Origin of the sequence: Streptococcus sp. GP0011 (assembly GCF_030546305.1) — a bacterium.
GTDB lineage: Bacteria > Bacillota > Bacilli > Lactobacillales > Streptococcaceae > Streptococcus.
This window is the reverse complement of record NZ_JAUONR010000002.1, coordinates 338,880-349,732: the sequence shown is the minus strand read 5'-3', so window position 1 is coordinate 349,732 and position 10,853 is coordinate 338,880. Positions and strand designations below refer to the sequence as shown.

Annotated in this window: 12 protein-coding genes; 1 reads left to right on the top strand and 11 read right to left on the bottom strand. The window is 40.9% G+C overall.

Going from position 1 to position 10,853, the window contains the following annotated elements:
* Nucleotides 1-288: 288 nt before the first annotated feature.
* Complete coding sequence (locus Q4443_RS04055) at nucleotides 289-1,518, bottom strand: tetratricopeptide repeat protein (protein WP_044020860.1); 1,230 nt, start codon at nucleotides 1,516-1,518, stop codon at nucleotides 289-291.
* Complete coding sequence (locus Q4443_RS04050) at nucleotides 1,508-2,674, bottom strand: AI-2E family transporter (RefSeq protein WP_000400296.1); 1,167 nt, start codon at nucleotides 2,672-2,674, stop codon at nucleotides 1,508-1,510. The genes Q4443_RS04055 and Q4443_RS04050 overlap by 11 nt, the downstream gene beginning before the upstream one ends.
* A gap of 144 nt (nucleotides 2,675-2,818) precedes the next feature.
* Here Q4443_RS04050 and Q4443_RS04045 point away from each other — a divergent pair, with 144 nt between their 5' ends.
* Nucleotides 2,819-3,832, top strand: a complete 1,014-nt coding sequence (locus Q4443_RS04045; protein ID WP_044020862.1) for a lactonase family protein — start codon at nucleotides 2,819-2,821, stop codon at nucleotides 3,830-3,832.
* A gap of 32 nt (nucleotides 3,833-3,864) precedes the next feature.
* On the opposite strand, the gene Q4443_RS04040 is transcribed toward Q4443_RS04045, so the two are convergent.
* The 9 genes from Q4443_RS04040 to Q4443_RS04000 form a co-directional block, all read right to left on the bottom strand.
* Nucleotides 3,865-4,284 carry a F0F1 ATP synthase subunit epsilon gene (locus Q4443_RS04040; protein ID WP_000940836.1) on the bottom strand — a complete coding sequence of 140 codons (420 nt, stop codon included), beginning with the start codon at nucleotides 4,282-4,284 and terminating at the stop codon, nucleotides 3,865-3,867.
* Between the two features lie 10 nt (nucleotides 4,285-4,294).
* Entirely contained in the window at nucleotides 4,295-5,701 is a 1,407-nt protein-coding gene (gene atpD / locus Q4443_RS04035; RefSeq protein ID WP_000094372.1) for a F0F1 ATP synthase subunit beta, read from the bottom strand.
* A 191-nt stretch (nucleotides 5,702-5,892) separates the two neighbouring features.
* Nucleotides 5,893-6,771: a F0F1 ATP synthase subunit gamma gene (locus tag Q4443_RS04030; protein ID WP_000301228.1), complete on the bottom strand. Its 879-nt coding sequence runs from the start codon at nucleotides 6,769-6,771 to the stop codon at nucleotides 5,893-5,895.
* Nucleotides 6,772-6,786: 15 nt separating this feature from the next.
* Nucleotides 6,787-8,292, bottom strand: a complete 1,506-nt coding sequence (atpA, locus tag Q4443_RS04025; protein WP_044020865.1) for a F0F1 ATP synthase subunit alpha — start codon at nucleotides 8,290-8,292, stop codon at nucleotides 6,787-6,789.
* 14 nt (nucleotides 8,293-8,306) lie between these two features.
* Nucleotides 8,307-8,843 (bottom strand): F0F1 ATP synthase subunit delta, encoded by a 537-nt coding sequence (locus Q4443_RS04020; protein ID WP_000358986.1) that lies wholly within the window; start codon nucleotides 8,841-8,843, stop codon nucleotides 8,307-8,309.
* Nucleotides 8,843-9,337: a F0F1 ATP synthase subunit B gene (atpF, locus tag Q4443_RS04015; RefSeq protein ID WP_044020867.1), complete on the bottom strand. Its 495-nt coding sequence runs from the start codon at nucleotides 9,335-9,337 to the stop codon at nucleotides 8,843-8,845. The genes Q4443_RS04020 and atpF overlap by 1 nt, the downstream gene beginning before the upstream one ends.
* Nucleotides 9,338-9,355: 18 nt before the next feature.
* Nucleotides 9,356-10,072, bottom strand: a complete 717-nt coding sequence (atpB, locus tag Q4443_RS04010) for a F0F1 ATP synthase subunit A (protein WP_000392938.1) — start codon at nucleotides 10,070-10,072, stop codon at nucleotides 9,356-9,358.
* Between the two features lie 32 nt (nucleotides 10,073-10,104).
* Nucleotides 10,105-10,305 carry a F0F1 ATP synthase subunit C gene (locus Q4443_RS04005; RefSeq protein WP_001054551.1) on the bottom strand — a complete coding sequence of 67 codons (201 nt, stop codon included), beginning with the start codon at nucleotides 10,303-10,305 and terminating at the stop codon, nucleotides 10,105-10,107.
* A 231-nt stretch (nucleotides 10,306-10,536) separates the two neighbouring features.
* Nucleotides 10,537-10,848, bottom strand: coding sequence for a CHY zinc finger protein (locus Q4443_RS04000; protein ID WP_303407992.1), 312 nt, complete (start codon nucleotides 10,846-10,848; stop codon nucleotides 10,537-10,539).
* Between the last annotated feature and the right edge of the window lie 5 nt (nucleotides 10,849-10,853).

Genomic DNA, 10,853 nt, shown 5'->3' with positions numbered 1-10,853 from the left:
AAAAGAGAGCGATTTTCTCGCTCTCTCAAGATATATGATATTTAATTTTTCATTTTCCCAAAACTCTAGACACTTACATAGTAGTTCGATGTTCAAATCATACCTTTAAACTCTTATTTTATAGGGTGTAGCAGGCTTTCATCGTTCAAAACTTCATCTAAATTGGCTATAAGAAATTCTAACATTTATATTATATTAGTAAAAAAGAAAAGACCTCTGAGGTCTTTCAAATCATTCATTTAAAGTCATTCGTTTCTGTTAATAAAATTTTACAAAAAATAGAAATCCTTAAAGTGTCTCTAATAGTTCTTGCATCTGAACATCATCTGGAACGAGTTTTAAATAAGCTTCAGCTTGCACTTTGGCTTCTTCAAAATACCCCAATTCACGTAGGAGATAAGTATACTGCTCCAGAAATTCAGGATTATCCTTGAGATCAAGCGATAGTTCCTGATAGAGCTCATAGGCCTTATCTAAATCCTCAATTTCCTGATAAGAACGGGCAATCATCCACTTGGTCAGGAGGTTTTCAGGTTCTTGACTTTGGAGAGCAATGATATCTTCGTACCGCTCTTGTTCCATATAAATGGTTGCAAGGCGAAGGAAAATTTCTTCTGTATCCTCTGCATCTTCTTTGGCAGTAAGGAGAAATTGCTCTGCACTACTAGGATCATGCAATTCATACGAAAACTGAGAAGCAGCCAGTAAGAGCCGAGTTTCAAATGGATTTTTCTCCAAACCTTGTTTAGCGATACGAAGGGCCTCTTCCACCTGATGTTCCTTATGCAAAGCTTGACTATAACCATATTCATATCCTTCAAAGTCAGGTGAAATGGTATCAATCTGCTTAAAGTAAAGAACAGATTTTTGATACTCTTCTTGGTCAAAGTAAAGACTAGCCAGTTCAAAGGCAGTTTGGTCATCGTATTCTAATTCTAAAGCTTTTTCTAAGAATTCAGTTGCAGCTTCAAACTTGCCTAACTGGGCATAAGCGTAGCCAATTCGTTGATAGGTTGAGACACCCGTTTGCTCATAGATGGAGCGATTGTCTAATTGAGCATAACCCTGAATAGCTTCCTGATAATTTCCTAACTCACTATCCAACTCAGCCAAACCAAAAACTAATAAGGGATCGTCTGAGTAGTTTAGGGCTTCCAGTAACTTTTCACGCGCTACATCTGTCAATCCTTCCAACTGATAGAGGTCAGCCTTCAAGGCCAAAGCCGACACGTACCAGTCACTTTCGGGTGTGATTTCCTCAAGGTGAGCAAAGGCTTCCTCAACATTGCCATCCTCACTAGCAATACTTGCTAAATTCAGATTCACTTCTGGAAATTCTGTAACGATTTTTTGGTAAATTTCTTTTGCTTGAGGATAAAAGCCAATTCCCTCTAGATAGCTTGCTAGTTCGTAAAGAACTTCACTTGAATCTGTTTCGAGGGCTTTGTGAAAATACTGATCCGCTTTGATTAAATCCTGTTCATCCAAAGCCTGGAGCATGTGTTGACTATTGTTCACTCTTGATTTCCTCCCCTTCTTCTTCATACAAACCGCTGACTTTTTTATACCAGTTAAAGATAGCTGAGATAACGACCTTGGCAGAAGCATAGACAGGAATTCCCAGCAAGACTCCCCAAATACCAAACATAGAACCTGAAGTTAGGAGAACAAATAGGACATTGATTGGATGGATGTTTAGCTGACTACCTAAAATAAGCGGAGAAACGAAGCGACCTTCAATCGTTTGTTCAACAATAAAGACAATAATCACTTTCAAAAGCATCACAGGTCCTGCTATCAAGCCCAAAACCAAAGCAGGCAACATGGCAAGAAAACTACCCAGGTAAGGTACTAGATTGAGGATACCAGCCGTGATCCCCAGAGTCACAGCATATCTGAGACCAATAATCTTAAAGAAGATAATAAACATAATTGCCACGATAATAGCAACTGTAACCTGCCCTCTAACATAGTTTGACAACTGTTTATTAACATCTGACAAAACTTGTCCGACAGGTTCTTTTAACTTGTTTGGGATGAATTTAGTCAGGTAATCTCGCAAGCCTTTCCCATCTCTCAAAAGATAAAAGAGCATGAAGGGTACGATAATAACCGCAACAATGACCTGGGAAACGCTACTGATAAAGGCGCTAACCCAGTTAACAGCTTGAGAAGAGATTTTGCTGGCCCACATGGTCGCCTCACTAGAAACATTGGAAAGAACCTGCTCCAACTGTGGTCTAAAATCATCTGGCAAGCGTTTGGTTACAAGGTCATTGATCACCTTATCAGCATCTTCCAGGTATGTCGGCACATTCTTCGCAAAATTTAAGACTTGACGTTGCAGATTAGGAATTGCGACTGCCAGCCCCCAAATGATAAAGAGTCCAATAACAACAAAAACAATACTAATGGCAAGGACACGATTGATCTTGTGCTTCTCCATCCAGTCAACAATCGGATTGAGGAGGTAATAAAGTAAACCAGATAAAATAACTGGCAACATGACAACTCCTAGAAAATCCAAAACTGGTAAAAAAATAAAACTAATCTTACTTAGAATAAAAATGTTTAGCCCCAGTAACAAAGTTACTAAAAATACAGTGATGGCTTTATTATCTAAAAACCACTTAAAAAACCAAGATAGGCTAAAATGTTTCTCTTTATGTTCCATAAATACATCCTTTCTGTCATTCTCTCATTATACCATTTTTAGACTAAAATAACTCTTTTTTAAAGTGCTTACATGGATGAATCTGATGCTTCATGACTGCCATTTTGTGGTATAATGAACTTATCATTATTAAGAGGTATGGACATGAAAGAAACTGTTTATTTTGGAACTTACACTCGTCGCTTATCTAAAGGGATTTACAAGGCAGATTTTGATACAGAAACAGGCCAGCTTGCAAATCTTGAACTCTTTGCTGCTGAACCAAGTCCGACCTACCTTGCCTTTGACCAACAGCAACACTTATACACTGTAGGGAGCCAGGATGGCTTAGGTGGAATCGCTGCTTACAAGACAGATGGCGCTTTGCTAAATCATGTGGTTGAAGAAGGCGCTCCCCATTGTTATGTGGCAGTGGATGAAAAGCGTGGTCTCGTTTATGGGGCCAACTATCATAAAGGTCAAGTTCTCGTTTATAAACGTCAAACGGATGGTAGCCTCATCCAAACAGATCTAGATCAGCATAGTGGACAAGGCCCTCATGAAAACCAAACTTCTCCACATGTACACTTTACAGATCTAACACCTGACCAGTATCTCGTCACCTGTGATCTAGGTACAGATGAAGTAACGACCTACGATGTTAGTCCAGAAGGAAAACTAAGTAAGCTCCACACTTATCACGGCCAAGCTGGAGCAGGTGCTCGCCACATCGTTTTCCACCACCACTATAAGATTGCCTATCTCATCTGCGAACTTAATAGCACTATCGAGGTCTTGATTTATGATGGGGTCGGTGAATTTGAACGCATGCAAGTCATTTCAACCTTACCAGATGGATACGAAGGCTTCAATGCTACTGCTGCCATTCGTCTTTCAAAAGATGGCAAATACCTCTATGCATCTAACCGAGGTCATGATTCCATTGCAGTCTATACAATCCTCGCTGATGGTAGCTTGGAATTATTAGAGATTGTACCAAGTCATGGTAAAAATCCACGTGATTTCGACCTAACTCCTGATCAAGAGTTTCTCATTGCTGTTCATCAAGATTCTGATAACGCAACCGTCTTTAAGCGCAATCCTAAAAGTGGTCGTCTTGCAGAACTTTCTAACGACTTTCATGTCCCTGAAGCAGTCTGCATCAACTTCCCACATTAAAAAAAATGAACTTGAGTTTCAAGTTCATTTTTTTATAGTCTATTTCCGACATTGATACGGTTGATAGCACGTTGCAATGCGATTTTTGCACGACGCTCTTGGTCAATCAAATGCTTGTCATGGGCTTCTTCGATTTCTCGTTCAGCGCGAAGTTTTGCACGTTCAGCACGACTGATATCGATATCACGAGCACGTTCTGCTGAGTCTGCTACAATAGTAATGATGTCATTGGCAATCTCGATAATTCCTCCGTTCACTGCAATCCAGTTCACATGAGTATCATCATCGATACGTTTTACCTTCACTTCATCAACCGCTAAAACCGCAATCATATTTTCATGTCGTGGCAAGATCCCCATCTCACCATCCAGAGTTCGTACCGATACAAAGCTGGCATGGTGATCATAGACGAGGCCATCTGGTGTCACGATCTGGACAGTTAAATGAGCCATAGATCACCTCTTAAAATCCCATTTTTTCTGCCTTAGCAATGACGTCTTCGATTGAACCGACACCACGGAAGGCATCTTCTGGTAACTGGTCATGTTTTCCTTCAAGGATTTCCTTAAAGCCACGAACTGTTTCCGCTACTGGCACATAAGAACCAGGTTGACCAGTAAATTGTTCTGCAACGTTAAAGTTTTGAGACAAGAAGAACTGGATACGACGGGCACGTGCAACCAAAGTCTTTTCTTCATCAGAAAGTTCATCCATACCAAGGATAGCAATGATATCTTGCAATTCATGGTAACGTTGAAGGACACGTTTAACCTCAGCAGCAACTGCGTAGTGCTCCTCACCAACAATCTCAGGTGCCAAGGCGCGTGAGCTTGAAGCTAGAGGGTCAACGGCCGGGTAGATACCCAACTGTACCAACTTACGTTCCAAGTTTGTTGTTGAATCCAAGTGAGCGAAAGCTGTTGCTGGCGCAGGGTCAGTGTAGTCATCCGCTGGCACATAGATAGCCTGGATAGAGGTTACAGAACCCTTCTTAGTTGATGTGATACGTTCTTGCAATTGACCCATTTCCGTAGCAAGTGTTGGTTGGTAACCAACGGCTGAAGGCATCCGACCCAAAAGGGCAGATACTTCTGAACCAGCTTGAGTGAAACGGAAGATATTGTCGATAAAGAGAAGCACATCTTGGCCTTCTACATCACGGAAGTATTCAGCAATTGTCAAACCAGTAAGAGCAACACGCATACGTGCTCCAGGTGGCTCATTCATCTGACCAAATACCATGGCTGTTTTCTCGATAACGCCTGATTCTTTCATTTCCCAGTAAAGGTCGTTCCCCTCACGGGTACGTTCTCCAACACCGGTAAATACTGAAATACCACCATGTTCTTGGGCAATGTTGTGAATCAACTCTTGGATCAAGACAGTTTTACCAACTCCGGCACCACCGAAGAGTCCAACTTTCCCACCTTTAAGGTAAGGGGCAAGAAGGTCGATAACCTTAATTCCTGTTTCCAAGATTTCAGATGAGGTAGACAATTCATCAAAAGTTGGAGCTTTCTTATGAATTGGCTGACGCTCAGCGTCTTCAGCGAAAGGAGCATCCAAGTCAATCGTATCCCCCAAAACGTTAAAGACACGTCCCAAAGTTTCTTTACCTACTGGCACGGAGATTGGACGTCCTGTGTCCAAAACTTCCATTCCACGAGTCAAACCATCTGTTGATTCCATGGCGATCGTACGGACCATACCATCACCCAACTCCAAGGCTACTTCAAGGACGATTTTTGTTTTTCTTTCGTCATTTTTGTAGACGACAAGTGCATTATTAATCTCAGGAAGTGTTTCCCCTGCTGCAAACAAGACGTCTACAACGGGTCCGATAACCTGAGCAATTTTACCTGAACTCATCTCCTTCTCCTATTCTATATAAGATACTGTCGGTTCCTAGTTCAACTAGGTCCTAATACTCTTCGAAAATCAAATTCAAACCACGTCAGCGTCGCCTTGCCGTACTCAAGTACAGCCTGCGGCTAGCTTCCTAGTTTGCTCTTTGATTTTCATTGAGTATAAGTTCATTTTAATACGAGGGAGGCAAAGCCTTATTCTAAGGCACTAGCCCCCGCTACGATTTCTGTAATTTCTTGTGTAATCGCCGCCTGTCTAGCACGGTTATACTGGATTGTCAAATCATTGATGACCTTTTTGGCATTATCGGTCGCCGTTTGCATGGCTGTCATACCTGCAGCATTTTCAGCTGTCTTGGCATCGATAATAGCCCCGTAAATCATACTTTCAGCATACTGTGGCAACAATTGCTCTAGAATCTCATCACGGCTCGTTTCCAACTCAAATGTCAAGCTATACTCTTCATCCGCTTCATTTGGATCCAAGTCAACAATCGGAAGCATTTGTTCCACACGCATTTGACTTGTGAGAGTATTGACATGATGGTTGTAGCAGACGTATAATTCATCAAAAAGTTCGTTTTGGTACATCTCAATCGTTTTTGAAATAATTTTACGAACTTCATCAAAACTAGGCTGATCTGCCAAGCCACGTAGTTCATAGATTGGCTGAATACCTCGAGCCTTAAAGAAATCAGCTCCCATACCACCGATACAGATTATCTCAAAATCTTTACCATCTGGATGGTATTCTTCTTTCAACTCCATAACGGCTTTAAGGATGGAAGCATTATAACCTCCAACCAAGCCACGGTCTGAAGTGATAACGATATAGCCTGTTTTCTTAACTGGGCGACTGATGAGCATCGGATTGGTTGAACCACCAGATCCGTTACCATGCAGAATATCCGTCAAAAGCTTACGGACCTTCTGAGCGTAAACTTGAAAGTTGCGCGCTGCTTCTTCAGAGCGACCTAACTTGGCAGCCGATACCATTTGCATGGCATTAGTGATTTGACTCGTATTTTTGGTTGAGGCGATTTTTGTTTTAATATCATTTAGAGATACTGCCATCTGACACCTCTATTCTTATTGGAAGCTGGATTGATTGAGAAACTCTGTAATCGCAGCATCCAAGACTGCTTCATCTGGCAAGTCTTTTGTTTCACGAATAGTTTCCAAAATCTCTGGATGTTGTGCATCAAAGAAAGTATGGAACTCTTCCTCAAAACGAACAATGTCATCTACTGGAATCGTATCCAAGAAACCATGTGTCAAAGCATAGAGAATGGTTACTTGTTTCTCAACAGGTAGTGGTTTATGAACAGGTTGTTTCAATACTTCCACAGTACGACGTCCACGGTTTAACTTAGCCTGTGTTGCTGCATCCAAGTCAGAACCAAACTTAGTGAAGGCTTCCAACTCACGGTATGAAGCAAGGTCGATACGAAGTGTACCAGCTACTTTCTTCATGGCTTTGATTTGTGCAGAACCACCTACACGGGATACAGATGAACCCGCATCGATGGCTGGACGAATACCCGCATTGAAGAGACCATCACCAAGGAAGATTTGTCCGTCAGTGATAGAAATCACGTTGGTTGCGATATAGGCAGAGATATCTCCCGCTTGTGTCTCGATAAATGGTAGGGCTGTAATAGATCCACCACCAAGTTCATCAGAAACTTTAGCTGAGCGCTCAAGCAAACGGCTGTGAAGATAGAAAACATCCCCTGGGAAGGCTTCACGACCTGGTGGACGACGAAGCAAGAGGGAAAGCTCACGATACGCGACCGCTTGTTTTGAAAGATCATCATATACGATCAAAACATGCTTGCCTTGGTACATAAACTCTTCTGCCATAGCAACCCCAGCATAAGGAGCTAGGAAGAGCAATGGAGATGGTTGTGAAGCAGAGGCAGTCACAACGATTGTGTAATCCAAGGCACCATACTGACGAAGTGTTTCTACTTGCGTACGAACTGTTGATTCTTTTTGTCCAATCGCTACATAGATACAGATCATATCTTGCCCTTTTTGGTTCAAGATTGTATCAATTGCAATGGTTGTTTTCCCTGTCTGACGGTCACCGATAATCAACTCACGTTGACCACGACCAATCGGTACAAGCGCGTCAATAGCTTTCAAACCTGTTTGCAATGGTTCTGATACAGACTTACGTTGCATAACGCCAGGAGCCGGCGCTTCTACTGGACGAGACTTATCAGTATGGATTTCTCCAAGACCGTCAACTGGACGACCAAGTGGATCCACAACACGTCCAATAAGGCTCTCACCAACAGGAACTTCCATGATTTTACCTGTACGGCGAATGGTATCGCCTTCACGAATATCTGTAAAGTCACCTAGGATGATAATCCCAACGTCTGTTGACTCCAAGTTCTGCGCCATCCCATAAGAGCCGTTTTCAAAAATCAACAGCTCCCCACTCATGGCATTTTCAAGGCCGTGAGCACGCGCAATTCCGTCCCCGATATAGGTTACAACACCTGTTTCAGATACATCAAAATTGGGTTTGAAATTTTCAATTTGTTGCTTAATTAAAGCGCTGATTTCTTGTGCGTTAATTGCCAAAAGAACACCACTTTCTATTTCAAATTTTCTTTAACAACTCGAAGTTGTTGTTTAATACTCACATCAATTGTCTTGTGATTAGCAAAAATGACAAAACCACCAATGAGTCCTTCATCAATTTGTTCTTTGACGCTCCGCACTTTCAGAGACATTTTTTTCTCTATCAATGGGAGCAGACGTTCCTTCTGTTCATCTGTTAAAGGATGAGCTGAAGAAATCGTGACTACAAAACGATTGGTCTCTTTTTCAAGGCGATTCAAACAATCTGCAATTACTTCATAAAAAAGATTTGCTCTGTGATTGTAAACCAGAACTTGAATAAAGTTTTGCATTAAAGGTGACACAGAGTCTTGAAAGAAACGAACTGTTTTTTCCTTATCTGACTCATCGACTGCCACCTGAGCTAAAAAAGAAGGTAAACCCGTTTCTTCTGCGACTTGCTTGATTTGATCCAAGTCTGAAAAAATCCGGTCCTCTTCTCCTTTTTCAATCACTAATTGGACAAAAGGCATGCTGTACTTTTCAATGACCTTTGCTGTTTTCTTGTCCATTAGGCTTCTCCTAGCTGATCGATATACTGATCAATGAGTTCCTTATGGGCATGACTGTCAAGGTTTTGTGAGATGATTTTCCCAGCTAGACTAACTGTCAAATCTGCCACCTCGCCCTTAACACTTTGTAAAGCTTCAGCTTTATTTTGCGCAATTTCTTGGTTGGCTTTTTCTTTTAAGCGCCCTGCTTCAAGTTTAGCTTCGGCTAAAATATCGGCTTTACTTTTCTCAGCAGTTCCCTTTGCATTCTCGATAATCGTTTTAGCTTCGGTACGGCTACCTGCTAACTCAGCTTCACGTTGGTTAGCTAGTTCCTCAGCCTTTTTACGGGCTTCCTCGGCACCATCAATATCTGAAGAAATCTTTTCAGCACGTTCATCCAAGATGCTGGAAATATTTCCCCAAGCATATTTTTTCACTAAAAAGATTAATAAAAGGAAGGAACCAGCGATAAGAATAAAGTCACCGATAATGGTACTAATAGTTAAATCCATCTTCTAATCCTCCTCTACTTACTCTTCCCCTTCATTTATTTTTTTACCAATGTACATAGATGACAACATGGTAAATACATAAGCCTGAATACATGAAATGAAAATTGAAAAGGCTGTCCATAACATGTTTGCGATAAAGGCAAAAGGATACCAATACAAAGCATTTTGTGACAAGGCTAATAGCAATCCAGCTAAGACCTCACCGGCAAAAATATTTCCGTAGATCCGAATCGCCAAGGAAGCAAAATTGGTGAACTCTTCTAAAATGTTCATCGGAGTCATAAAGCCAGGTGTAACAAATGCTCTCAAATATTCTTTAACGCCTCTACGACGAACTCCTTCTACATGGGCGATCAAAGTGATCAAGAATGATAGGGATAAATCGTATCCAAGGTTGGCTGTTGGAGAAGTCCACAAGTTATAACCGTTTGTTGTTTGTACTTTTGCCATTAAGCCGATATTATTGGCAACCAAGATAAACAGAAATAGAGAAAACAGAAATAAGGAATAATCCTTGATGTATGATTCTCCAATGTTTGGTTTGGTAAAACCAATCACAAAGTCGTAAATCATCTCAAGAGCATTTTGTTTGCCCTTTGGACGGATGGTCATTTTACGACTTGCCCAGTAGACAAAGGCAAAAACCATCAAAACAGTTACAAGAGACATGGCAAGCAGGGTCAAATCAAAGGATATTGGTCCAATATTAACGGTTGGATTCAAACTTTCTTCCATGGTTTGACACCTCCATTTCTAAATAGAGTTGTCTATTTAATGACAAATGACATCGCCAAGGTTACAAAGAATGTTCCTTCGATAAAGGCAATCCCCATGATCATCAAACTACGCAATTGTGGGATGATATCTGGTTGGCGTGCTGCAGACTTGAACAAACCGTTCATCAAAAATCCTTCTGCAAGGGATACACCCATACAGGCAAGACATAGACCGAAAAATGTTAAATTCATGATGAATTCTCCTTTTATTTAAAATTTACTTACTTAGTTTAGTCCTAAAATTTGTTTTTGTCAACTTTTTACTTACGTTGGAAGCGTTTCAGATGATTTATTTTTATTTTTGCTATTTTTATACCACTGTATAGATAAGTTTCTCATTTTATGATGAAATGTGTTTCCACTTTCTCTATATTTTCCGAAATAAATTGAAAAATCCAAGTTTAGAACTTGGATAGATTCATTTTATTTGAAATAGTGGGAATAGTGTTGTTTACAACCTGGATTAAATGGTGCACTGCAGTAAGGACAAGCCATCTGTTTTTGGTATTCTTGGAAAGTCATTGTCCTCTTACAACCCCCACATAAGATTGGTCGATCCTCAAAAAGCGCCAAGGGATAGGGAGAAAAAACATGTGTCTCCATAGTATTGTGACACTGATAGCATGCGTAGTATTTTTTGCATTCATAACATTGGAGTGAAACAATATCCTTTTCACTATGATAATGAACACATCTGCTTTCATCATCTACCAATAAACCTTGAGCTTGTATCATTCCCT

What these genes read in the sequence shown, in the direction of transcription:
- Q4443_RS04040 (WP_000940836.1), bottom strand. Translation starts at nt 4,284, where the DNA reads ATGGCTCATTTAACTGTCCAGATCGTGACACCAGATGGCCTCGTCTAT.
- Q4443_RS04005 (WP_001054551.1), bottom strand. Translation starts at nt 10,305, where the DNA reads ATGAATTTAACATTTTTCGGTCTATGTCTTGCCTGTATGGGTGTATCC.
- Q4443_RS04000 (WP_303407992.1), bottom strand. Translation starts at nt 10,848, where the DNA reads ATGATACAAGCTCAAGGTTTATTGGTAGATGATGAAAGCAGATGTGTT.
- Q4443_RS04030 (WP_000301228.1), bottom strand. Translation starts at nt 6,771, where the DNA reads ATGGCAGTATCTCTAAATGATATTAAAACAAAAATCGCCTCAACCAAA.
- Q4443_RS04045 (WP_044020862.1), top strand. Translation starts at nt 2,819, where the DNA reads ATGAAAGAAACTGTTTATTTTGGAACTTACACTCGTCGCTTATCTAAA.
- Q4443_RS04050 (WP_000400296.1), bottom strand. Translation starts at nt 2,674, where the DNA reads ATGGAACATAAAGAGAAACATTTTAGCCTATCTTGGTTTTTTAAGTGG.
- atpB (WP_000392938.1), bottom strand. Translation starts at nt 10,072, where the DNA reads ATGGAAGAAAGTTTGAATCCAACCGTTAATATTGGACCAATATCCTTT.
- Q4443_RS04020 (WP_000358986.1), bottom strand. Translation starts at nt 8,843, where the DNA reads ATGGACAAGAAAACAGCAAAGGTCATTGAAAAGTACAGCATGCCTTTT.
- atpF (WP_044020867.1), bottom strand. Translation starts at nt 9,337, where the DNA reads ATGGATTTAACTATTAGTACCATTATCGGTGACTTTATTCTTATCGCT.
- atpD (WP_000094372.1), bottom strand. Translation starts at nt 5,701, where the DNA reads ATGAGTTCAGGTAAAATTGCTCAGGTTATCGGACCCGTTGTAGACGTC.